This window comes from Halobellus sp. Atlit-38R (assembly GCF_003665925.1).
GTDB classification, from domain to species: Archaea; Halobacteriota; Halobacteria; order Halobacteriales; family Haloferacaceae; genus Haloquadratum; species Haloquadratum inordinatus.
In genome coordinates, this window is sequence record NZ_QXIJ01000003.1 from 247635 (window position 1) to 267941 (window position 20307).

The 20307-nt window shown below is 66.0% G+C and carries 24 protein-coding genes and 1 tRNA gene; 13 read left to right on the forward strand and 12 right to left on the reverse strand.

What is annotated here, in order from left to right; translation table 11 throughout:
* Positions 1–81: 81 nt before the first annotated feature.
* Positions 82–1590 carry a DUF402 domain-containing protein gene (locus tag D3D02_RS05835; protein WP_121569038.1) on the reverse strand — a complete coding sequence of 503 codons (1509 nt, stop codon included), beginning with the start codon at positions 1588–1590 and terminating at the stop codon, positions 82–84.
* Positions 1591–1612: 22 nt separating this feature from the next.
* The gene (locus tag D3D02_RS05840; protein WP_121569039.1) at positions 1613–1987 is read right to left on the reverse strand and encodes a hypothetical protein; all 375 of its coding nucleotides are present in this window, start codon (positions 1985–1987) and stop codon (positions 1613–1615) included.
* Positions 1988–2111: 124 nt separating this feature from the next.
* Here D3D02_RS05840 and D3D02_RS05845 point away from each other — a divergent pair, with 124 nt between their 5' ends.
* On the forward strand, positions 2112–3116 hold the full coding sequence (locus tag D3D02_RS05845) for a PrsW family intramembrane metalloprotease (protein WP_121569040.1): 1005 nt from the start codon (positions 2112–2114) through the stop codon (positions 3114–3116).
* A gap of 15 nt (positions 3117–3131) precedes the next feature.
* On the opposite strand, the gene D3D02_RS05850 is transcribed toward D3D02_RS05845, so the two are convergent.
* On the reverse strand, positions 3132–3755 hold the full coding sequence (locus D3D02_RS05850) for a riboflavin synthase (protein ID WP_121569041.1): 624 nt from the start codon (positions 3753–3755) through the stop codon (positions 3132–3134).
* A 279-nt stretch (positions 3756–4034) separates the two neighbouring features.
* Between D3D02_RS05850 and D3D02_RS05855 the strand changes: the two genes are divergently transcribed.
* Entirely contained in the window at positions 4035–4733 is a 699-nt protein-coding gene (locus D3D02_RS05855) for a hypothetical protein (protein ID WP_121569042.1), read from the forward strand.
* Positions 4734–4828: 95 nt separating this feature from the next.
* A tRNA-Thr gene (locus tag D3D02_RS05860) sits at positions 4829–4900 on the forward strand.
* Positions 4901–5334: 434 nt separating this feature from the next.
* Here the strand turns inward: D3D02_RS05860 and D3D02_RS05865 are convergent.
* Positions 5335–5958 (reverse strand): metal-dependent hydrolase, encoded by a 624-nt coding sequence (locus D3D02_RS05865; protein ID WP_199723020.1) that lies wholly within the window; start codon positions 5956–5958, stop codon positions 5335–5337.
* Between the two features lie 119 nt (positions 5959–6077).
* Here D3D02_RS05865 and D3D02_RS05870 point away from each other — a divergent pair, with 119 nt between their 5' ends.
* Together D3D02_RS05870 and D3D02_RS05875 are read left to right on the forward strand one after the other, a co-directional pair.
* Positions 6078–6695, forward strand: coding sequence for a hypothetical protein (locus D3D02_RS05870; protein WP_233560590.1), 618 nt, complete (start codon positions 6078–6080; stop codon positions 6693–6695).
* 42 nt (positions 6696–6737) lie between these two features.
* Positions 6738–7409: a TrkA family potassium uptake protein gene (locus D3D02_RS05875; protein WP_121569044.1), complete on the forward strand. Its 672-nt coding sequence runs from the start codon at positions 6738–6740 to the stop codon at positions 7407–7409.
* 313 nt (positions 7410–7722) lie between these two features.
* On the opposite strand, the gene D3D02_RS05880 is transcribed toward D3D02_RS05875, so the two are convergent.
* The 3 genes from D3D02_RS05880 to D3D02_RS05890 are packed head-to-tail and all read right to left on the reverse strand — an operon-like array spanning position 7723 to position 9931.
* Positions 7723–8142: a YeeE/YedE family protein gene (locus D3D02_RS05880; RefSeq protein ID WP_121569045.1), complete on the reverse strand. Its 420-nt coding sequence runs from the start codon at positions 8140–8142 to the stop codon at positions 7723–7725.
* The gene (locus tag D3D02_RS05885; RefSeq protein WP_121569046.1) at positions 8139–8696 is read right to left on the reverse strand and encodes a YeeE/YedE family protein; all 558 of its coding nucleotides are present in this window, start codon (positions 8694–8696) and stop codon (positions 8139–8141) included. The genes D3D02_RS05880 and D3D02_RS05885 overlap by 4 nt, the downstream gene beginning before the upstream one ends.
* A 41-nt stretch (positions 8697–8737) precedes the next feature.
* Complete coding sequence (locus D3D02_RS05890; protein WP_121569047.1) at positions 8738–9931, reverse strand: MBL fold metallo-hydrolase; 1194 nt, start codon at positions 9929–9931, stop codon at positions 8738–8740.
* A gap of 291 nt (positions 9932–10222) precedes the next feature.
* Between D3D02_RS05890 and D3D02_RS05895 the strand changes: the two genes are divergently transcribed.
* The 5 genes from D3D02_RS05895 (at position 10223) to D3D02_RS05915 (ending at position 12743) form a co-directional block, all read left to right on the forward strand.
* Complete coding sequence (locus D3D02_RS05895; protein ID WP_121569048.1) at positions 10223–10468, forward strand: sulfurtransferase TusA family protein; 246 nt, start codon at positions 10223–10225, stop codon at positions 10466–10468.
* Positions 10469–10473: 5 nt separating this feature from the next.
* Positions 10474–10857, forward strand: a complete 384-nt coding sequence (locus D3D02_RS05900) for a DsrE family protein (protein ID WP_121569049.1) — start codon at positions 10474–10476, stop codon at positions 10855–10857.
* 2 nt (positions 10858–10859) lie between these two features.
* Positions 10860–11459: a DsrE/DsrF/DrsH-like family protein gene (locus D3D02_RS05905; protein ID WP_121569050.1), complete on the forward strand. Its 600-nt coding sequence runs from the start codon at positions 10860–10862 to the stop codon at positions 11457–11459.
* An 87-nt stretch (positions 11460–11546) separates the two neighbouring features.
* Positions 11547–12206 carry a hypothetical protein gene (locus D3D02_RS05910; protein WP_121569051.1) on the forward strand — a complete coding sequence of 220 codons (660 nt, stop codon included), beginning with the start codon at positions 11547–11549 and terminating at the stop codon, positions 12204–12206.
* A 141-nt stretch (positions 12207–12347) separates the two neighbouring features.
* Positions 12348–12743 carry a rhodanese-like domain-containing protein gene (locus D3D02_RS05915; RefSeq protein ID WP_121569052.1) on the forward strand — a complete coding sequence of 132 codons (396 nt, stop codon included), beginning with the start codon at positions 12348–12350 and terminating at the stop codon, positions 12741–12743.
* Positions 12744–13174: 431 nt separating this feature from the next.
* Here D3D02_RS05915 and D3D02_RS05920 read toward each other — a convergent pair whose 3' ends face one another.
* A complete protein-coding gene (locus D3D02_RS05920) occupies positions 13175–13765 on the reverse strand; it encodes a 50S ribosomal protein L15e (RefSeq protein ID WP_121569053.1) in 591 nt (196 codons plus the stop codon).
* A 268-nt stretch (positions 13766–14033) separates the two neighbouring features.
* On the opposite strand from D3D02_RS05920, the gene D3D02_RS05925 reads away from it, so the two are divergent.
* Positions 14034–14348, forward strand: a complete 315-nt coding sequence (locus D3D02_RS05925) for a hypothetical protein (protein WP_121569054.1) — start codon at positions 14034–14036, stop codon at positions 14346–14348.
* A gap of 3 nt (positions 14349–14351) precedes the next feature.
* On the forward strand, positions 14352–16181 hold the full coding sequence (locus D3D02_RS05930) for a ribosome biogenesis/translation initiation ATPase RLI (RefSeq protein ID WP_121569055.1): 1830 nt from the start codon (positions 14352–14354) through the stop codon (positions 16179–16181).
* A gap of 12 nt (positions 16182–16193) precedes the next feature.
* Here the strand turns inward: D3D02_RS05930 and D3D02_RS05935 are convergent, their stop codons facing one another.
* The 3 genes from D3D02_RS05935 to D3D02_RS05945 all read right to left on the reverse strand — a co-directional run bounded on the left by D3D02_RS05935 (position 16194) and on the right by D3D02_RS05945 (position 18524).
* Positions 16194–17405, reverse strand: a complete 1212-nt coding sequence (locus D3D02_RS05935; RefSeq protein WP_121569056.1) for an RNA 3'-terminal phosphate cyclase — start codon at positions 17403–17405, stop codon at positions 16194–16196.
* Between the two features lie 18 nt (positions 17406–17423).
* A complete protein-coding gene (locus D3D02_RS05940; protein ID WP_121569057.1) occupies positions 17424–17885 on the reverse strand; it encodes a universal stress protein in 462 nt (153 codons plus the stop codon).
* A gap of 117 nt (positions 17886–18002) precedes the next feature.
* The gene (locus D3D02_RS05945; RefSeq protein WP_121569058.1) at positions 18003–18524 is read right to left on the reverse strand and encodes an archaemetzincin family Zn-dependent metalloprotease; all 522 of its coding nucleotides are present in this window, start codon (positions 18522–18524) and stop codon (positions 18003–18005) included.
* Positions 18525–18563: 39 nt separating this feature from the next.
* On the opposite strand from D3D02_RS05945, the gene D3D02_RS05950 reads away from it, so the two are divergent.
* Positions 18564–18983, forward strand: a complete 420-nt coding sequence (locus D3D02_RS05950; RefSeq protein ID WP_121569059.1) for a UPF0146 family protein — start codon at positions 18564–18566, stop codon at positions 18981–18983.
* 43 nt (positions 18984–19026) lie between these two features.
* Here the strand turns inward: D3D02_RS05950 and D3D02_RS05955 are convergent, their stop codons facing one another.
* Positions 19027–20064 carry a hypothetical protein gene (locus D3D02_RS05955; RefSeq protein WP_121569060.1) on the reverse strand — a complete coding sequence of 346 codons (1038 nt, stop codon included), beginning with the start codon at positions 20062–20064 and terminating at the stop codon, positions 19027–19029.
* Between the last annotated feature and the right edge of the window lie 243 nt (positions 20065–20307).

The window sequence follows — 20307 nt, forward strand, 5'->3', positions numbered from 1 at the left end:
AGCATCCGCGCGCCACATCAGATAGCATCCGCGCGCCACATCAGATAGCATCTCCGCACTGGATAGCATCCCCGCATCACTTCAATCCGAGAGCGCGCGTTCCAGACTCGTCGCCACCGACCGCGCTTTCTCCGCGGCCGCGTCCGGGACCAGTCCCGCGTCGACCGCCGCGTCGAGTTCGTCGTCGTCGACACGCTCGACTGTGCCGTCTGGGTGTTTCACCACGTCGACGTGGAGGTCGACGTACCGGATCTCGTCGGGGAAGCACTCGACGGGCGTACAGACGTTGACGTAGGTTCCTTTCGCGTCGCCGTCGGCGCTCCGGTAGACGGTCGGGTACCACCAGCGGCCCTCGCGGAACTTCGTCAGCGCAGTGTCGCCTTCCTCACGGGGCGTCCCGAGCGCGTCGTAGGTGCCGCCGCCCGAGAGCGTCCGCGTCACGGCGATCGTCCCGTCTGCGTCCCAGTCGGTGACTTCCCCTCGGCCGAGCGAGAACGTCCGGCCGTCGGGCTTGCCGTGCTCGATCTCGACGAAGTCGCCCTCGACGGGGCCGAACTGCCGGGTCACGACCTCGAACGGGAACTCGCTTCCCTCACCGGGGCCGCACAGCGCCTCCGCGAGATCGACGCCGGCGCTGGCGGATTCGCTCGCGGCCTTCGTCCGGTGGTGGCCCGGCATCGTCGCGGCGACCGCGCGGCGGGCGTCGTCGAGCGCGAAGCGCGACTCGCGGCCGAACCACAGCCAACGGCCGGTCGCCGGCGCGGCGTGGCGACCGGGCTCCGTTCCGTCGGACTGAGACGCCTCGTCGAGCGCCGCGGTGAGTGCGTCCGTCCGGTCGACGGCGCGTTCGAGTGCGGCTTCGAGCGCGTCCATATCGGCGCGGGTGGCGGCGTGGGACCACTCGATGCCCCAGCCGTCTGGAACCTCGACCGAGAGGAACTCGGTCATCCCGGCGAGTTCGCGCCCGGCGGCGTCGTCGCGGGTGTCGACCGTGACGCCGTCGCGGCCGCGGACGAGCGACGCGAGGCCGCCGTCGGCCCGGATCTCGGTGCCGAGTTGCGCGCGGTGGTCGACCCACGGCGGCGCGCTCTCGCGGACCTGCACGCGGACGGCGTCGCCCTCGTCGACGTACTCGTCGGCGTCGCTGTACGGGAGGAATCCCTCGGCGTCTCCGAGATCACAGATCGCACCGGAACCGAGCGTGTCCGTCACGCGGGCGTCGAAGACCGCGCCCGGCGGGGTCCGATCGTCCCACGCGAACGTGTCGCGGCTGACCGCCCGGAGTTCGCCGTCGACGGTCGTGACCGCGTCGGCGTCGCCGTGGACGCCCACTCCTTGCCGGTCGCTCGTCGTCGCGACCGTCACCTCGTGGGTCGCGTCGCCGAAGTCGGCGTCGAACCGCTCGCGGATCGGCTCGGAGGCCTGGACGACCGCGTGGCCCGCGTCGAGGAGCAGATGCGTGACGGCGGTGGTGTAGATGCCGCGGACGCGGACGTTCGCCACGTCGGTGACGTCGTTGGCGGCCGCGTCGGCAGTGGTATCGCTGGCGGCCGCGTCGGCACGCTCGCCCCCGTTCTCGTCGTCGCTCATCGGCGCAGATCCTCCGGGCGGCTCATCGCAACGCGTCCTCGTCGTGCGCGAACCGGACGCGGTCGTGGACGGTCGGACCGAGCGAGAGTTCGACGACCTCCTCGGAGAGGATACGCCCGTCCTCGACCGGGACGCCCCAGGTATCGAAGCGGAGGTAGCCACGGAGGTCGCTCCCGTGCGTGAAGAGGTCGAGGAACTCGACGTCGTGTTCGTGGATGTCGTCGGTGCTGTGTGCTTTCTCCATATCGGAGTAGACGACGTCGCACTCGAAGAACTCGCGGAGGTCGGCGGCGTCGCGCTCGACGGCCGCCGAGACGAGCTGTGACGCCTCGCGGATGTCCTCGCGTGAGAGTCCGACGTCCTGCAGCGCAGCCTGTGTCCGCTGGTCGAAGTGCATCGGTACGCGTCGCTAGGAGCGGACGGGTTTTGAATCCAGCCAGTCGGCTTCGCGGGTGCGTGATAACCACTGTGAGCTGCCCCGGGCCGAAGACCTTAGGTAGCGGGGTGTGAAGCCGCCGGCGATGACGGGGAGACGGGATCCGGTCGAGGAGGCGTCCGATGGTTCGCAGGACCTCTACGACGTCGCGACGTGGGAGGAGCGAACGCTGGTCGACAGAGCCGCAGCGCTGATCTGGCGGGTCGTCGCCGGATCCGCCCGCCTCGCCGTGGTGTTGTTCGCGTTTCTCCTTCTGCTCGGGATCGGCGGGTTCGCGGCCCTGACGGACCCCCAGACGGGGCTGCTCACGGTCCTCTCGGCGATCCCCGCGATCGGGCTGGCGGCGTACGTCTACTCGACGGACGTGACCTCCAGCGAGCCGCTGTCGCTCCTGGTCGCGACGTTCCTCCTCGGCGTGTTGACGGCGAACTTCGCCGCCGTGCTCAACACCGTCCTCCAGCCGTACTTCCGCGTCCTCGGATTCTTGGGTTCGGCGCTGTTCTTCTTCCTCGTCGTCGGGCCGGTCGAAGAGACGGTGAAGCTCCTGGCCGTGCGGCTGTACGCCTACACCGACACCCGCTTCGACGCCGTCCTCGACGGGACGGTCTACGGCGCGATGGCCGGCCTCGGCTTCGCCGTCATCGAGAACGCGCTCTACATCACTCGCCAACTCCCGAATCAGGGCCTCGACCTCGGGCTCGGGCTCATCGGCGCCGGCGGCGGGATCACCGCCGTCCGAGCACTCGCGGGGCCGGGACACGTGATCTACTCGGCGATCGCCGGCTACTACCTCGGGCTCGCGAAGTTCAACCCCGGCAAGCGCGGCCCGATCGTCGTCAAGGGGATCTTACTCGCGTCGTTCGTCCACGCGACGTACAACACGACCGTCGGAATCGGCACGGCGGCTATCTCGATCGCGACCGGCTTCACGGGGCTGGCGCCGTACCTGGTCTACGTCATCATTTACGACGGCATCTTCGGGCTGTTTCTGCTGCGGAAGATCCGGCGGTATCGGGACAGCTACAAGCAAGCACACGCGCCGAAGACGACCGAGTCTGACTTCGACTCCGAGTTGACCGAATTCGAGTAGGAAAACCCGAAGGCGTCAGTCGTCGCTGAGGGCGTCGGCGTACCCAGACACCATCTGTTCGACGTACTTCGCGACCACATCGACCTCGACGTGGATCGGATCCCCGACCGATTTCTCCGAGAGCGTCGTCAACTCGTACGTCGTCGGAATGATCGCGACGCCGAAGCGCTCGGGCCCGCGCTCGGCGACGGTGAGGCTGATCCCATCGAGTGCGATAGATCCCTTCGCGACGACGTAGCGCGCGATCGATTCCGGGAGGTCGAACTCGAACACCCAGTCGTCGCCGACGCGCTCGATGCCCGTGACTTCGGTCGTCGTGTCGACGTGACCCTGTACGAGGTGGCCGTCGAACCGGCCGTCGGCGGCGAGGGCGCGTTCGAGGTTCACGCGATCGCCCGCCGCGACCGCTCCCAGATAGGTCTTTTCGACGGTCTCTGCGGCGAGAAACACCTCGAACTGGGTGGGGTCAGTTTGGTACTCCTCGACAGTCAGACAGACGCCGCTGACGGCGATCGACTGGCCGTGGTGGAGATCCGAGTACTCGGCCCCCTCGTCCGGTTCGATGCGGATGCGGCGGCCCCCCTCGTCGTCGGTTGCCTCGACGACGGTGCCCGTCGTCTCGACGATGCCGGTGAACATACTGCTCTGTTGGGTTCAGTTCCGAAAAGCGTCTCGGAACGGTGGTGCGGTCGACGCCGACGCCGACTACCGGCAGTAACTGTGGCGAGCGTCCCACGCCCCAAATCCGGGTGACTGCCCAGGGTTCAAACGACCGACGTAAGAGATGCCATACCAGCAAGCGTTGAGCCGTCTCACGGCCGCACAGACGACCGGCGGGCGGCACCGTCCGTCCCGGCGCCGCCAGCGGATCGGTGGGTTTCCAAAGGTCTTTGCCGTTCCCGCCGCTAGGAGTGGTCGATGGACGACGCCGTGCGGGTCCGTGACGCCGCGCACGAGGCGGTCGACGACATCGAGCCCGACCGACTCCGCGAGGTGCTGTTCGATCGCCTCTCTGTTGCGCCGATGACGCCAGCCGTCCTGGCGCTGGTGAGCGCTCGCGCACCCGAAACCGGAGTAGACACCGATACCGATGGGCTCGCAGAGCGCGCCGCCGGCGTGCAGTTGATCTACGAGGGGCTACGGCTCACGCGGTCGCTCGCACACGACGAGCCCTGGACGCTGACCGACGAGAACGACGTCAGCGGCGACATCGACGCCGACCTCGACGTGCTCGCCGCAGACGTGCTCGTCTCGCGTGGATTCTACCTGCTGGCACGGACCGACGCCGCCGACCGCGCGGTCGACGTCGTCCGCGCCTTCGGACGGGATCAGACGCTCAGACGTGGCGAAGGCGCCGACGTCGACGCCTTAGACCAGAACCTCGAAGCCGACGTCTTCGCGCTCGCCGTCGTCGCCGGGATGACGGCCGTCGGGGAAACACCCTCGCCCGCCGTACTCGAATACGCCTCGGAGTTGGGTCGCGAGTGCGACCGCGGTGGACGGCTCCAGTCTGCCGACGCCGCATTTTCGGAGTCGACGACCGAGCGCATCGCGTCGCTGTCGGCCGTCGGCGGCGGTTCGGACGACCGCGTACCCTCTTCTGCGACCGATTCCTGACGCCCGAAGTCCGACCTGTCGGGTGAGTTCGTATCGCACACGTCACCGCCGGGAATCGAAACGCCTAAAGACGAATCCGCGCTACGGAGAAACGCGCCTGGGTAGCTTAGCGGTAAAGCGCGTCCTTGGTAAGGACGAGACCCCGGGTTCAAATCCCGGCCTAGGCTTCGTCGTATTTTCGCGCTGTTCGAGTCTGTAGCCGTCGCGTCCGGCAGCGACCGTGAATTACGATCGTGTGCGCTCCGTACTCGCCGCTGCCGATCGAGCGGCGTCCGACAAAACGAGTCGAGTTGACCGACCGATCACGCGCTCGTCGCCCGTTCGCACTTTACACACAGCGCGCTGTCGTCGTCCTTCGGTACCACGGTCCCACAGCGGGGACACCGAAACCGGGTGTGCGTGTACTCGGTGTGGGATTCGATCGGCGTTAGTCCACTTTTCGAGGACATACTACCGTAAACAACACACTACCTCAAAATACTTCTGGACATACACATACATACTCCTAATATCGGTTGGGGACAGAGCGAACGGGAGCGGTCGCGTTTCGAATAATCGAAAGAAGTTGCCGAAAATGTGGACGGAACAGATCGAGAGCGAATTACTGGAAGTCCTCGACGAACCGGGCCGGGAGCCGGTCGACGAAGTGCGGAGGGAGCGCGTCGACGGCGATCTGGGCGACGGTCACCATCGGCTTACGCAGGAGGACGTACACTGCAGAGATACCGACGGCGACGAAGACGGCGGTCTCGACGACGCCGTCGAAGGCGTACACCGCCGGGACCGCGAACACGGCGGCGGCCAGCAGATCCTCGGGCGCGCCGTCGTAGCGGATCCAGCGCCGCGGACGGATCCAGCGGCCGTGGTAGTGGCTGTAGACCGCCCGTTCGGAGGTCCCGAGCCACGGTTTCAGCTCCAGTCCGCCGCCGAGCGCGTCCATCGCCGAGTGCAGCGCCGCTGCAGCGAGGAACAGCGCGGCAGCGACGGTGAGCGTCGTGGGAAGGGCGACAGCGACGGCTCCGGCGACGGCTGCCGCGGCCGTGAAGTACACCGGGAAGTGCAGCGTCCGGCGGTGACCCGCATAGAGGTCGAAGTCGGGGAACAGCCCACCGAGGGCGGCGGCAGCGATGGGGATCGACGAGGTTCCAGCGACGCTCTCAGGGAAGAGCACGCCGACGAGAACGGCGAGCACGACGCCTGCGAGCGCGTGCGTGGTGGCCATCATCATCGGTGCATAGGGCGATGAGCCCTAAGACCGTTGCGTGTATCTCGATACCATATCTGTTGGTACAGGCAGGTCAGAATACCTGCCGGGCTTTTTACTACGGACCGTCTAGGAAGGGTATGTGGCTGCCACCCCGTTCGGAGGCGGCGAGACAGGCAGCCAGCGGAATGCGGATGAGCGTCGCCATCATCCTCGGATACGGCATCGCGACGCGGAACCTCAGCGTCATCATCAACGCCGTCGTCGCACTGGCGGTCACGTACCTCCCGGCGCTGTTAGAGCGCGACTGGGACGTTCGCCTCTCCCCGGAACTGACGTTCGTCGTGACGCTCGCCGTGTCGTTGCACACGCTGGGAATGGTCGGTCTCTACGAGGAGGTCTGGTGGTACGACCACCTGACGCATACGCTCTCGGCGATGCTCGTCGCGGCCGTGGGCTACGCCGCGACGCGGGCGATCGACCTCCACTCCGAGGAGGTCTCGTTCCCGCCGCGGTTTCTCTCGTTGTTCCTGCTGCTGTTCACGCTCGCACTCGGCGTGTTCTGGGAAGTGCTGGAGTTCGCGGCACGACAGGCCGCAGCGACGCTCGGGATCGAGGCTGTCCTCGTCCAGTACGGACTCGAAGATACGATCCTCGATCTCGTCTTCGATACTGTCGGCGCGATCCTCGTCGCGCTGTTCGGAACCGAACGCCTCACCGAACTGACCGAACAGCTCCGGGAGCGCCTCGCGGTGTGACTGGGTCTACGCTTTTGTACTCCGAGTGTGTTACGTTGTCATATGACGTTCATTATCGTTGGGTACGGACGAGTGGGCGCGCGGACGGCCCGGATTCTCCACGAGGAGGGCCACCCGGTCGTGGTCGTCGAGAACGACCCCGACAAGGTCGACCGGGCCCGCGAGGCCGGATTCGAGGTCGTCGAGGGCGACGGCAGCAACGAGTCGGTGTTGAAGCGCGCCGGCGTCGAGAACGCAGTCGCGCTCGGCGGTCTCACCGGCGACCCGAACACGAACTTCGCCGCCTGTATGATCGGCAAGCAGTTCGGCTGCCGGGTCGCGATGCGGATCAGCGAGGACTACAGAGAGGAGATCTACGAGCGGTACGCCGAAGACGTCGACGAGGTCATCTACCCGGAACGCCTCGGTGCGGCCGGCGCGAAGACGGCCCTGCTCGGCGGGAGCTTCAACGCCATCGGCGAACTGACCGAGCAGTTGCGTCTGACGACGGTGACGATTCCCGAGGACGCGCCGGTGGTCGGACAGAAAGTCAACGACGTCGACCTCGACGACTTCGGTCGCGTCTACGCACACGGCCGCGACCGGGAGCCGATGACGATTCCGCTCCCGGGGACGGTCATCGAGCCCGGTGACCAGTTGGCGCTCGTAGTCGAGGAGGACGGCCTCGAACGGATGAAATCGGCGCTGCTCGGACCGGACAGCGCGACTGCGTAGTCGACACTCGGAATCGAGAACTGTATGCGTCGTCGCGGGGGACGACGACGCCGTGTACCGGGGTGCAACGTCCGCGTGTTGGGCGCGCGGTGGGAGGATGGGAACTGATTTGGCCGTCAGTGCGCGCCCAACCGTGTGCTCTTTCGTACCACACTTAAAACCGCGTCAGACGGCAGGCAGACTTGTGGCGTCTGACGCCCGAATGCGGCGACAGAGTCGTCGTACTCGCTCCGCTGGATCTCGGATCGTAGAACGACAGTTTCGACGCGACGTCGGGGCCGAAACCGACGTGAACGCGGAAGAAAAGCGCGTCTTAGCTGCGCGCGTAGCCCTGGATGTACGCGCCGACGAACATCCCGGCGAGCGCCCAGAGGATCGTGACGTTACCGACGCCGAGGCTGGCGTAGGCCGCGCCCGGGCAGATGCCGGACAGTCCCCAGCCGACGCCGAAGACCGCGCCGCCGATCAAGACGTTCTTGTCGAACGGCTTCAGCCGGCGTTCGTATCGACTCCCGGTGAGCGGCGCGCTGTCGCGGATCCGGGGCAGCGCCCAGAATGCGATCCCGGAGACGATCGCCGCGCCGAACATCACGAACGGCAGTCCGAGGTCGTCGAACTGGAGGAAGTTCAGCACGACTTCCGGCCGCGCCATATGACTGAACCCGAGCCCGAAGCCGAAGATCAACCCGCCGACGAGAATCAGCGGGATGAACAGCGGATGTCGGTCGCTCATGGACTCACCCCCAGCGCAGCGACGACCTGCGCCGTTATGATGGCGACGAGGAGGAACGTTCCCACGCCGGCGAGTGACGTCTTCGACGCCGAGCCGACGCCACAGACGCCGTGGCCCGACGTACAGCCCTTACCGATTCGGGTCCCGATCCCGACGAAGATCCCGCCGACGAACAGCCGCCACGGCTGCACCGACGTCGTCCAGAGCGTGATGCCGGCGAATTCGTACAGTGTCCCGGTCGATCCGGGCTCGTAGAGCGATGTCGAAATGAGCCCGGACTGGACTGTCGCGGCGAATGCCAGTGCGCCGAGGATGATGCCCAGCGTGAAGACGACGCGCCAGTTCCGCGAGGAGACGTACTGCTGGAACCGCGATTGGCCCGAGAAGTACGACAGCGTCGACTCGAGGAACGTACTCGCGCCGGCCGGGATGCCGGTGCCGATGTAGATGACGACCACGCCGAGGCCGACGAGGAATCCCCCGACGGCGTAGCGGCTGATCCCGTTCGGGAACAGCTCGGCGGCCATCTGTAGTGGAAGTGGATCTGTTACCATTTCGTATATTTTAGAGTCGTATTGATTTAGGGTCGTCTGTCTCAGTCGTCAGCGAGCGATTCCTGGCTGGCGGCGCAGTTGTTGGGGCCGAGTTCCAGCGAGAAGGCTTCCTCGTCGTCGGCCACGTTCTGCCCGAGGTTCGTCGCGATGATGTCCTCGTAGTTCGCGGGCCGCGGCGGCATATCCGCCAGGATGAGCTCGACGAACGCGTCTTCGTCCATCGACAGCGCGTCCATCCGCTCTTTCAGGTCGCCGATCGGTGCCGTGTACGTGCCGTCGTCGGCCGGAACTGCGGCGTCGCTGAAGTGCGCCCCGCCGATGAGCGTCTCGTCTGGCAACGTCAGCACGCGCTCCTGCAGCGATTCGTAGAGCATCCGTGCCGCGTCCGGGGCGCCGTCGTCGCCCTCTTCGAGGTCCGGGCGCGCAACGCTCTCGATGAACAGGCCGTCACCCGTCGCCAGCAGGCTCTCATCCAGGAGGTACGACGTCATTCCGGTCGTGTGTCCGGGCGTGTAGACCGTCTCGATCTCGGCGTCGCCAACCTGGAACGTGTCGCCGTCTTCGGCCGTCGTGAGTTCGTCCGCGTAGGTAACACCACGGTCGACGGCGGCGGCGGGGATGACGCCCTCGACGCCTTCGTCGTCGAGGTTGCGGACGCCCGAGATGTGGTCCGCGTGGATGTGGGTGTCCAGGGCGTACTGCAGGTCGACGCCGATCTCGTCGGCGTCGTCGAGGTAGCGGTCGGTAAAGGCCCGCAGGGGGTCGACGATGGCGGCTTCGTCGCCGTCGACGAGGAGGTAGCCCAGACAGCCCGAGGAGGGGCGCTGGTACTGGTAGAGGGTGCCCGCGCCGTCGTAGTCGGAGACTTCGACGCGGTCGTAGATCTTCGCCCAGCCGTTCATGCCGTCTTCGAGGGTGAGGGCGTCGTAGCCGAGGTCGACGAGAGTGCCAGCGACGAACTCGCTGGAGCCGCCTTTGGCACAGAGGACGACGAGTTCGTCGTCGTCGGGGATCTGCTCGAGGACATCGTCGTCGATGTCGTCGTCGAGGAACTGGAAGTAGGGGAGGTTGATGGAGGTGACGTTGTCGTCGTCGATGTGCCATTCGTCGTAGTCGGACTGCATACGGACGTCGAGGATGGTGACGTCGTCGCCGGCGTCGATCTGTGCTTTCAGGTCGGTCGGGGAGACGGCGTCAGCCTCTGCGTCGGGGGTGGGAAGGTCGTCGGCGTTCATATCGTACAGTCGCTCTTACTGGGTGGCGACACAAAAATATTTGCATAGTAGTTCAACTGGTGCACAATACACGTTCCGAGAAGACGTGTCGATGCCGGAGTGTTGCCGGGGGAATTCGCTGTGTAAAGTGCTCGAATAGCTCAATGACGATATCGTGAACGTCCGCTCGAACGCGCGCATTTGATCTTCACACACTTAGTTGTTCCTGACGTTTGCAAGAATCGGTAATCTTTTAATCACCGGACCGATATTGTGCGGTAGCTCCAATACGAATCACGGAGCGGATACCCAATGAGTGTTGAATTCGATATCGCGGAGACGCTGGACGTGAAAGGTGCATCGTGCCCAATGCCTGTCGTGCAGACGAAGTCTGCCATCGACGACCTCGCAGAAGGTGAGGTCCTCGAAGTACTCGCGACCGATCCCGGCAGTATGAGCGACCTCGACGGCTGGGCGGACGGCACCGACGGCGTCGAGATGCTCGACCAGGTCGAGGGCGACGACGTCTACAAACACTACGTCCGCAAGACGGAGTAAGCACGATGGACAAGATCGGAATCATCGTCGACAGCGACAGTCCGAAGAGCCTCGCGATGGCGATGAACCTCGGACACACGGCCCTCGCGTCCGATATGGAGGTTCTCGTCTACTTCACCTTCGACGGCCTGACACACCTTCTCGAGGGCGAGAAGGACGTCTCGGAAATCGAGCCCCTCCTCGACGAGGGAATGCCGGACCCCTACGACCTCCTCGACGCCTTCGTCGCCGACGGCGGCGAGCAGGTCACGACGGTCGCCTGTACGTCGACGCTCGATATGCTCGCGTGGGACCAAGAGAACATCGACGACTCTGTCACCACCAAGTTCGCGGGCGCGGCGACCTTCCTCGAAGCGGTCGACGACGCAGACCAGGTGTTTACCTTCTAATAATGAGCACGGATACATCAGACACCACGACTGAAGACGGACCGAACGGCGACGCAGCCGAAGAAATCCCCTCGCGCGCCGAACTCGCAGCGCGCGTCGAAGAGCTCGAAGAAGAGCTCTCCGACGTCGCAGCCGGCCAGAACAGCAAGAAGATGTCCATCGTCGCGACGAAGGGTACGCTCGATATGGCGTACCCGCCGCTCATCCTCGCCAGCACGGCGGCGGCCTTCGGCTACGACGTGACCGTCTTCCACACGTTCTGGGGGCTCGACATCCTCCACAAGGAGCGCTCGAAGAACCTCAAGCTCAGCTCCGTCGGCAACCCCAATATGCCGGTCCCGAATATGGTCGGTGCGCTCCCCGGTATGGACCGCGTGACCACCTCGATGATGGAAAAGCGGATCAACGACAACGACACCGCGACCATCGAGGAACTCATCGAGACGTCGCTGGATATGGGCGTGGAGTTCCAGGCCTGCCAGATGACGATCGAGCTGATGGACTACGACGAGGACAACTTCTACGACGGCGTCACGACCGGCGTCGGCGCGGCGACGGCCATTCAGGATATGGCCGACGCCGACATCCAGCTACTCGTCTAACTCGGGACTGATTTTTCCGGCCTTACGAGCCGCTACTCGACCCACCGAACCGGCAGACTTCTTGTTCGCGACGGCACACGCGTAGGTATGCAGCCGTGGAGCGCGCTCTTCGAGCGAGCGGCGAGATACGACGTCGACGAGGACGACATCCGAGAGACGCTCGCGGGACTCCGCGAAACCGATTCGGCCGGCGATCCCGGCGGAACGGGAGGGGATCCGTCAACTAGCGAAGAGACCGATGCGACGGCAAACAGCGGCGGGAACGCGGTCACCCCACCAGACGAGTCGAGTCCCGCTCGTGTCGTCGCCGACGCCGACGTCCTCGCGGCGGACCTCCTCGTCGGGGGTGACGCCCGCCGCGCGTTAGATCCACTCCGCGAACACGCCTGGATCACGCTCCTCGCGAGCGAGCCGCTCTTGGACGACGCCGAGGCCGTCGTCGCCGACCTCGCCGAGGCCGATCTCGCAGCCGATTGGCGCGAGCGCGTCACAGAGTGGTGCGAACTCGTCAGTCAGCCCGCCGGGGACCATCCGGCGCTCGCGACGGCCTACCGCGGCGGGGCGATGCACCTGCTCTCCTACGACGATCGCTTGCTCTCGGCGCAGGCTGGCGCGACGCTCGGAAGCCGGATATCGGTGAGTGCCCGCCACCCGCGGGCGTTCGCGACGCTGTTCGACGCCGAAAGCCTGTATCAGGAGGTCGTCGGGGGCGAGTATCCGGGGCCCGATCGCGACCCGCGGTCCTGATACTGTCGGACAGCAGTTCGTGAATGATGTCGGCACCCTGTGTGCCGCTGATTTTCACATCGTTCTGTTCGACAGGATGAACCGCCACGCCTCGTCGGGTCGGACCGAAGCGCGTTTCCACGACGCGGCCGAGGGGAAAGTATGGTAGCCACGACGACGCCTACGGAACTGCAAGAACGGCTCGACGAGGCAGACGACGACGCCCTCTCGGTCGTCGACATCAGAGATCCGTCGTCGTACGCCGCCGGCCACATCGAGGGCGCAGTGAACGTCCAGCCCCACCAGCTCTCGACGGCGACGCTCGACGCCGAGTGGGCGCAGGCCGACGCGGTCGTCGTCGCCTGTTACCACGGTAAGAGCTCTCAACGGGTGGCGATGCTCCTCGATCAACATCTCGACGCCGACGTCGCCAGTCTCGACGGTGGCTTCGAGGGCTGGGACGGCCCCATCGCCGACGGCCGCGGTGATTCCGAAGGCGGCGCAGTGTCGCCTACCCGGACCGAAGAAGGACCGGGGCCGTCTGACGCGCCGTTCTGAGTTCGGCCGTCGTTCTCGATCGACCGTCGCTTCCCGGCCGGACGAAATGGAAAAGCTCCGCTGTTTGTCGTGTCGGCCGCGAGAACGTACGGTTCAGTGCGGCGTTAGCTGGCTTCCGAGGCCTGCCAGCGGAGCCCGCAGTTCTGACACACGTTCAGACCGCCCTCTTCTGATTCGATGTCGGTGGATCGGCACTTCGGGCATTCAGCGTCCATACTCTCGTGGACGCGAATGGGGAGTAAAAAATGTGTGGGTGGTTCTCATTGACGTGCAGCGAGCTAAAGAGCGATACTACCCGTTTGACAACTGCCGTAGTTGGACGGTTAGAACGCGCTGCTCGGCGGGCAGTGCGGCGTGAAAAATTCGGGATTGTGCGTGTCGCGTCGGCGCGTCCGCGGAGCCGACGAGTACGCCAGCGGTGGACCGCGCGGTTACTTGCCGCGGCGTCGGTCCGAGGAGATGCTCGGGCGCGTGTGTTCGGTGCCCTTGCCACGGTTCTGGAGACCGCGGTTGTCGCGGCCGGCGTTCGTCAGACCGCGGAAGGCGCGGCCCTTGTGGTCGTCGCTGCAGATCCAGTTGAGGTCGTCGTCGTTCTCGATCGCGGGGTGCTCGGGATCGACGAGGATCACTTCGTGCCACTTCTGGGAGCCGTCTTCGCCGACCCAGTAGGACGCGAGCGTGCGGAGGTTCGGGTACTTCCGCGCGGCGCGCTCTTCGGCGATACGCTGGATGCTCTTGCGGCGACCGATCCGGTTGACGCCCTGGCGCTTACTGCGGCGACCGGCCGTGAAGCGCTGCTTGCGAGCGCCGCCCTTGCGGACGGAGACGCGCGCGACGACGATGCCCTGCTTGGCCTTGTAGCCGAGTTCGCGGGCCTTGTCGAGGCGCGTCGGTCGGTCGACGCGGACGATGGCGCCCTGGTCGCGCCACTCCTGCTTTCGCTGCCACTGCAGCTCGGCGAGCTTGCCGTCGCCGGGCTGTTTCCACGCTTCCTTGATGTGAGAGTAGAAGCTTCGTGCCATTGGTTTCACCACGGGCGCTTTCGATTCGGGCGGCGTTCGACGCCGACCCACATTTCGTCCCGATCTCTCGGGTGCCCGCTGGCGTCCCGTTCGGCCAGCGAGTTGTCGAGCCTACCGTCGTGGCGCTCTTAACCACTTCGAATCGGTCACACTCGGACGGCGCTCGGGAGTGCGCCCGCCGACAGCGACTTCGCGGCGCCGTGGAGGACAGACGCCTGCGCGTTACGGGAACGAACGGCTTTTGATGCCGGGTGTCGGAGGCGTAGGTATGGCTACGGAAACGCAGAGCGGACTTTCCGATCACCTTCGGGGAGTCACGGTCACCACGCTCGCCTGCATCGCCGGCGTCGCCGCCGCGCTGGCGTCCGCCAGGTTCGTCGGGACCGACGTCGCCGCCGCGGCGAGCCAGCAGTCGCTCCTCATCGTGGGAGCGCTCGTCCTCGCGCAGTTTCCGATCCTGCGCGTCGTCGGCGTCGACATCTCCGAGTTCGGCGTCAAAGACTACCTCTACGTGGCGTTCATGACGTTCACGCTGTGGTTCATCACGTTCGGCGTGCTACTGACAGAGAGCGTCGCACTGTAAACAATGGCGGACGACAGTATCGCGGTCGTCGACCTCGATCGGTGCCAACCCGACCGCTGCAGTTACGAGTGTGCGAACTACTGCCCACCGAACCGCACCGGCAAGGAGTGCATCGTCACGCGCGGTGAGTACTACGAGGAAGACGAACCGTACGACGGCGACCCCGACCAGATCCGGATCTCCGAGGAGGTCTGTCTCGGCGAGACCTGCGGCATCTGCGTCGAGAAGTGTCCCTTCGACGCCATCGAGATCATCAATCTCCCGACTGAACTCGAACAGGACCCCGTCCACCGCTACGGCGAGAACGCCTTCGCGCTCTACGGCCTCCCGGTGCCCGAATCGGGGACCGTAACGGGCATTCTCGGTCCCAACGGGATCGGGAAGACGACCGCCGTCCGCGCGCTCGCCGGCGAGATGGTCCCCAATCTGGGCACCTACGACGAGGAGCCGAGTTGGGAGACCGTCCTCGACCGCTTCCGCGGCACCGAACTGCAGACCTACATCGAGCGCGTGCAGGACGGCGACGTCACCATCGCGCGCAAGCCGCAGTACGTCGATCAACTCCCGAAGCAGTTCGACGGCACGACGATCGAACTGCTGGAGTCGACCGACGAGCGCGGCGCGCTCGACGATTACATCGACCGGCTGGGCATCCGTCCGGTCGTCGACCAGCCGCTCGACACCCTCTCCGGCGGGGAACTCCAGCGAGTCGCACTCGCGGCGACGCTCGCTCGCGACCGCGACTTCTACTTCCTCGACGAGGTCTCTCCGTATCTGGACATCGGCCAGCGCGTCACCGCGGCGCGCCTCATCCGCGAACTCGCCGACGAGGAGGACCGCGCGGTGCTCGTGGTCGAACACGACCTCGCGATCTTGGACCTGCTCGCGGACTCGCTACACGTCGCCTACGGTGAGCCCGGGGCCTTCGGTGTCATCACGGATCCGAAATCGGTCCGCAACGGCATCAACGAGTACCTCACGGGGTATCTCTCGAACGAGAATATGCGGATCCGCCCCGGCGAGATCGAGTTCCACGAACACGCCCCACGGCAGACCTCGAAGTCGACGCCGCTGGTCGAGTACCCGGCGCTCTCGAAGTCTTACGGCGAGGGCGAGTTCTCGCTGGAAGTCGACTCGGGAACGATCTACGAGTCCGAGGTGCTGGGCGTCGTCGGTCCCAACGGGATCGGGAAGTCCACGCTCGCGAAACTGTTCACGGGCGCGCTCGAACCCGACGAGGGCGACCTCGACTTCCGGCTCGACATCTCCTATAAGCCGCAGTACATCGAGATCGACCAGCCGATGCGCGTCGACGCGTTCCTCTCGTCGATCACCGACGACTTCGGGACCTCCTATTGGAACACGGAGGTCGCGAACCCGCTCCAACTGAACCGGATTATGGAGCGCAACCTCGACGACCTCTCGGGCGGGGAGCGCCAGCGCGTCGCCATCGCGGCGTGTCTCTCCGAGGACGCCGACCTGTACGTGATGGACGAGCCGTCCGCCCACCTGGACGTCGAACAGCGCGTGCAGGCGACGACCGCCATCCGTCGCTACGCCGAGAACCACGACGAGACGGTGCTCGTCATCGACCACGACATCTACATGATCGACCTGCTGGCGGACCGCCTGATGGTCTTCGACGGCGAGCCCTCCGAGTACGGCCACGCCGCCACGCCCCAGGAGATGCGCGAGGGGATGAACGACTTCCTCTCGGATCTCGACATCACGTTCCGCCGCGACGAGCGGACCCAGCGCCCCCGCATCAACAAGCCGGGATCCCAGCTCGACAGCAAGCAGAAGAAGCAGGGCGAGTACTACTACGCGCCCTGAGACGGTCTCGAATCAGTTATCCGGCGGCGACGCCGACACCGTCGCTTCCGAGCCGCCCGCCGCCTCCCGAATCGAAACGTCGTAGCTGAAGGCTTCGACGAGGGCGACGTTCGTCTCGACGTGATCGGTGACGCGCGGAATCCGCACGCTCCCGCCGGCGAGCGCGAGCCACACCACGAGCTGGTCGCCGAGGTGCGGGTCGACTGGCGCGTCGGTCTCTCGCCACGCCGCGACCTTCTCGACGGCCGCCTGTGCGACTTCCTCGGAGGGGACGCCGCGATCGCCGTACGCGCCGAACCCCGCTCGCGGGCGGAGCGGTGTCCGGTCCTCTGAGGAGACCTCGCTCCCGCTGCCCGTCTCTGCACCGAACTCGGCGGCGATGGTGGTCACGGCCCCCGGCGAGTGCGACTCGACGTACCTCGCGTTCGCGCTCACAGTGCTTCCCGAGGCCGCGTCACCGCCGATTCCCAACGTCTCCAGTTCCGAAACGGCCGTCTCGGCCATCCGGTCAGCGACCTCCGCGTCTTCGAGGGCCTCGGATGCGACCGCACGAACCGAGTAGCGGTCGGGCGTCGACTCCGGCGCAGTACGAGTCGATTCCGGCATATCGCCAGACGGTTCCGGCGCGTCGGCCCCACCGCGCCGCGCTGGAAGCACAATTTCGGACAGCGCAGACGGGCGGATCCCGACGACGAGTTCCCCGCCGCCGGCGGGATAGAAGCCGCGTCGGTTCACCGTCACGCTGGCGTCGAGGCCGCACTCGCGGAGGAGCGGGAGTTTGACGTGTCTGAGGTAGTCGGCCGGCGGCGACCACTTGACGTCGGTGCCGCCGACGAGTGTGGCCTGGATCGGGTGATCGAGAGAGGCCGCGAGCGGGAGGAGCGTGTCGGCGACGAGCGTGACGCTGCCGGCGGTGCCGACGTCGACGGCGAACTCGCGTGGCTCGGCGGCCCCCTCGGCTCCGGGAGCCGCGAGCGGGCCGTCGCTGTCACCGTTGCCGGGCTCGAACGTCAGCGTCTCCGAGCCGACTTCCGCACCCGAGACGTCGGCGTCGGCGACGTCCGCGAGCAGGTCCACGCAGGCGAGGTGCTGCCGCTTCAGTCCGGGATTCGGCCGGTTGCCGCGGACGTCCACCATCCGAAACGGGCGCCCGTCGAGGACCGAGAGCGTCAGCGCCGTACGGACGAGTTGGCCGCCGCCCTCCGTGCCTTCCAGTTCGAGCATCGACGGTCTCGCCGGGCGTTACGCCTCGTAGCCCTTCACGACCGTCACTGGGACGGCAGCGTGCTCGACGAGCCCTTTCGCGACGCTGCCGACCATCCCCTCGACGCGGTCGGAGAGGCCGCGGTGGCCGACGATGATCCCGTCGACACCCTCCTCGGTGGCGGACTCGTCGATACTGTCGACCGGATCGCCGTAGACCAGCGTCGTCTCGACGGCGACGCCGGCCCGCTCGGCACGTTCGCGAGCGTCGTCGAGGACCTCCTCGCCACGCTCCTCGGCGACTTCCAGGTCTTCGGTGTAGATTCGCTGGCCGACCTCGGCGTTCGTCGGCGCTTCCTCGTCGTTTTCTTCGACGAGGACGCGCGGTTCGACGGCGTACGCGACGAGCAGCGACGCGTCCGCGCGCGTCGCGAGATCGATCGCGTATTCGAGCGCTTCGGTACTCGACTCGGAGCCATCGACGGCGACAAGGTACTGCATCGTCGCTAGCAGTACGTTCGGAGCCCGTTTAGTAGTTTGCAGTACTGCAGCCGGTCGGACGGTCACGAAACGAGTGACGAAGAGAAGAGCGGTGGCGAAACGGGGGCTCGCGGACGGTCAGTACAGCAGTTGACTGCAGGTGCCACAGAGGTTCTCCTCTTTGACGTCGACCTCGCGAACCGTCGGGGAAAACGACATCACGCACTTGCTGTTGTCGCAGTGTTCGAGACCGAGCGTGTGCCCGATTTCGTGGACGACTTCCTTGCGGACGCGGTCGGCGAAGACCTCCGATTGGGGTTTGGAGGTGATGCCACCGTCAGAAGAAGTTTGGAGTCGGTGTGTCGAAATCACCGAGCCGTTGCCGTTCAGGTACGCGAGCCCGAAGACGTAGTTCCGCCGCCGGTAGTAGAGGTCCTGTGAGGTGATCCCGATGTTCTTCTCGCCCGTCCCGACCCGACTCGCCAGTTCGATGAACTGCTCGGCGCGGTACTGGTTCCGGCTGCGGTCGAACGCGCCGTCGGGAATCGACTGTTCCTCCTGAACCGTGACGTCGCAGTCGTAGACCCCTCGGAGCGCGGCCGACGCCTCACGCTTGACTTGCGCGGAGAGGTCCCCGATCGGCACGATGTCGACGAGCATAGAAGGGCTTAAGCGGGGTGGATTGATAAATATCCCGCCGTGGAAACGCCCCGTAACGCCGCTCTCGTCGCCCGGTTTTCGCCGTACGGGTCGGCGACCGAAATCGGAATCGGTCGCCGTCCGGAAGTCGCCGCCGCGCTGGCGGACGCCGGCGTGTCGGTGACTGCCACAGACATCACCGACGCCGACGTTCCGGAGTCGGTCGAGTTCGTCCGCGACGACGTCGTCGACGCCAGCGACCGCGACGAGCCCGGCGAGCACTACCGGGTCGAACTCCTCTACGGGCTGAACCTCCCGCCGGAACTCCACCGTCCGGCCTGGGACGTCGCCCGCGCCGTCGGCGCCGACTTTCTCTTTACGACCCTCGGGTTCGACGAACCGACGGTTCCGTGCGACACCGAGTCGCTGGCCGGCGGCGAGACGCTGTACGTCGCCCGCGAGGGCCCGTGGCGGTCGTGACGTTCCCGGGCCGTCGATTATCCGCGGCGAACGAGACGCAGCGTCAGCGGTGCGACGGGCTCCGACGGTACGGATTCCGGTAGTGGATGCTCGTCGCGTGGTGGTGGCCGTCGTAGGCGTCGATGCCGTCGCCGAAGGCCCACTCCAGACGGAAGTTGTCGAACAGCGTCGAGTAGAAATAGTCGAGGAAGGTCATCAGCACACGCACGGTTTCGTCCCCGCGGACGACGCTCGCGAGCCCCGTGTATGCGTGATCGTGGCGATCGTCGCGAACGATCGCTCCGAGGACAGGGATCGACTGCTGATGCGGGGGCACTGCCTGAAAGGCTTCGATCGACCGAAGCGCGTGCTCGTAGCAGTACATACCCGAGGAGCCGTCGAGGAGTGCGTCGAGGTGGGTCGGCTCGTGGACGTGCTGCTTGAGCGGTATCGCCCCGAGGAGGAGGTATCGCTGCGCGGTTCCGGCCACGTAGCGAGCGTAATCGAAGTGCGTCCGCTCGCCGAACCCCTCCGCGAGCCCGTCGACGAGTGCCGCCGGATCGCGGGGGCCGACGCCGGCGAACCGTCGGACCGTCTCGGGTGACGGTCGGCGGTACCGACCGCCTCGAAGCGCAGCGACGGTGAGCGGACGGGGCGTGGCCTCCGCGAGTCGGTCGAAGAACGCGTCGACGCCCACAAACTCGAACGCGATATCACCGCGCTCGACGGCTCTGAGATCGGCCACGAGTCCCGGCAGCGGTTCCGCGAGGCGGGTGGGGTCTTCCCCGGCGTCGGTGACCGAAACCGTGGCCGTCCGGGCTCCGGTCTCGTCGCGCAGTTCGACCGTCTCCCCGTCGAACGCCAGCCGGGAGCCCGACAGTCGAAGCGTGAAGGAAGTCGGAGCGAGGCGTCGTCGGGCGACCGGTTCGAGGCGCTGTTCGGTGAGGTTAGTTCCGGTGAGGTGGCCGAACCCGGTGTACTCGTAGCCGACCTTGGCCGCTCCGGCCCCGGCAACGCCGCTTCCCGACAGTTTGAGGACCTGACGTCGGGTCAGGCCGGAGGGTGATGTAGACGTGGAGCGATCGTCCGTATCGTCTTCCATATGTCTGTCACTTGCTTCCGTCGCCGATCGGGACGCGGTTACCGCCCTCTCGCCTGTCGGAGACGGGTTTCGGGAGTCGGTGCTCCGCGAAGGATCACGAACTCGGTAGCGTCCGAGAGGTTGTGGTCGTGCACTGAAACGGGTTTCGCCCATATGAAACGGGGGTCGCTCATACACGGATGGGCAGGAGGTCGCCCATAGACGGATAGGCGACCGAACGCCGCGAGTGCTCACTCGGTTTCG

Coding starts and splice junctions, on each gene's coding strand:
- D3D02_RS05900 (WP_121569049.1), top strand. CDS start 10,474: ATGGACAAGATCGGAATCATCGTCGACAGCGACAGTCCGAAGAGCCTC.
- D3D02_RS05885 (WP_121569046.1), bottom strand. CDS start 8,696: ATGGTAACAGATCCACTTCCACTACAGATGGCCGCCGAGCTGTTCCCG.
- D3D02_RS05940 (WP_121569057.1), bottom strand. CDS start 17,885: ATGCAGTACCTTGTCGCCGTCGATGGCTCCGAGTCGAGTACCGAAGCG.
- D3D02_RS05915 (WP_121569052.1), top strand. CDS start 12,348: ATGGTAGCCACGACGACGCCTACGGAACTGCAAGAACGGCTCGACGAG.
- D3D02_RS05895 (WP_121569048.1), top strand. CDS start 10,223: ATGAGTGTTGAATTCGATATCGCGGAGACGCTGGACGTGAAAGGTGCA.
- D3D02_RS05875 (WP_121569044.1), top strand. CDS start 6,738: ATGACGTTCATTATCGTTGGGTACGGACGAGTGGGCGCGCGGACGGCC.
- D3D02_RS05905 (WP_121569050.1), top strand. CDS start 10,860: ATGAGCACGGATACATCAGACACCACGACTGAAGACGGACCGAACGGC.
- D3D02_RS05880 (WP_121569045.1), bottom strand. CDS start 8,142: ATGAGCGACCGACATCCGCTGTTCATCCCGCTGATTCTCGTCGGCGGG.
- D3D02_RS05835 (WP_121569038.1), bottom strand. CDS start 1,590: ATGAGCGACGACGAGAACGGGGGCGAGCGTGCCGACGCGGCCGCCAGC.
- D3D02_RS05920 (WP_121569053.1), bottom strand. CDS start 13,765: ATGGCACGAAGCTTCTACTCTCACATCAAGGAAGCGTGGAAACAGCCC.
- D3D02_RS05840 (WP_121569039.1), bottom strand. CDS start 1,987: ATGCACTTCGACCAGCGGACACAGGCTGCGCTGCAGGACGTCGGACTC.
- D3D02_RS05865 (WP_199723020.1), bottom strand. CDS start 5,958: ATGATGGCCACCACGCACGCGCTCGCAGGCGTCGTGCTCGCCGTTCTC.
- D3D02_RS05910 (WP_121569051.1), top strand. CDS start 11,547: ATGCAGCCGTGGAGCGCGCTCTTCGAGCGAGCGGCGAGATACGACGTC.
- D3D02_RS05945 (WP_121569058.1), bottom strand. CDS start 18,524: ATGCTCGTCGACATCGTGCCGATCGGGGACCTCTCCGCGCAAGTCAAG.
- D3D02_RS05935 (WP_121569056.1), bottom strand. CDS start 17,405: ATGCTCGAACTGGAAGGCACGGAGGGCGGCGGCCAACTCGTCCGTACG.
- D3D02_RS05845 (WP_121569040.1), top strand. CDS start 2,112: ATGACGGGGAGACGGGATCCGGTCGAGGAGGCGTCCGATGGTTCGCAG.
- D3D02_RS05930 (WP_121569055.1), top strand. CDS start 14,352: ATGGCGGACGACAGTATCGCGGTCGTCGACCTCGATCGGTGCCAACCC.
- D3D02_RS05850 (WP_121569041.1), bottom strand. CDS start 3,755: ATGTTCACCGGCATCGTCGAGACGACGGGCACCGTCGTCGAGGCAACC.
- D3D02_RS05890 (WP_121569047.1), bottom strand. CDS start 9,931: ATGAACGCCGACGACCTTCCCACCCCCGACGCAGAGGCTGACGCCGTC.
- D3D02_RS05855 (WP_121569042.1), top strand. CDS start 4,035: ATGGACGACGCCGTGCGGGTCCGTGACGCCGCGCACGAGGCGGTCGAC.
- D3D02_RS05870 (WP_233560590.1), top strand. CDS start 6,078: ATGTGGCTGCCACCCCGTTCGGAGGCGGCGAGACAGGCAGCCAGCGGA.
- D3D02_RS05925 (WP_121569054.1), top strand. CDS start 14,034: ATGGCTACGGAAACGCAGAGCGGACTTTCCGATCACCTTCGGGGAGTC.
- D3D02_RS05955 (WP_121569060.1), bottom strand. CDS start 20,064: ATGGAAGACGATACGGACGATCGCTCCACGTCTACATCACCCTCCGGC.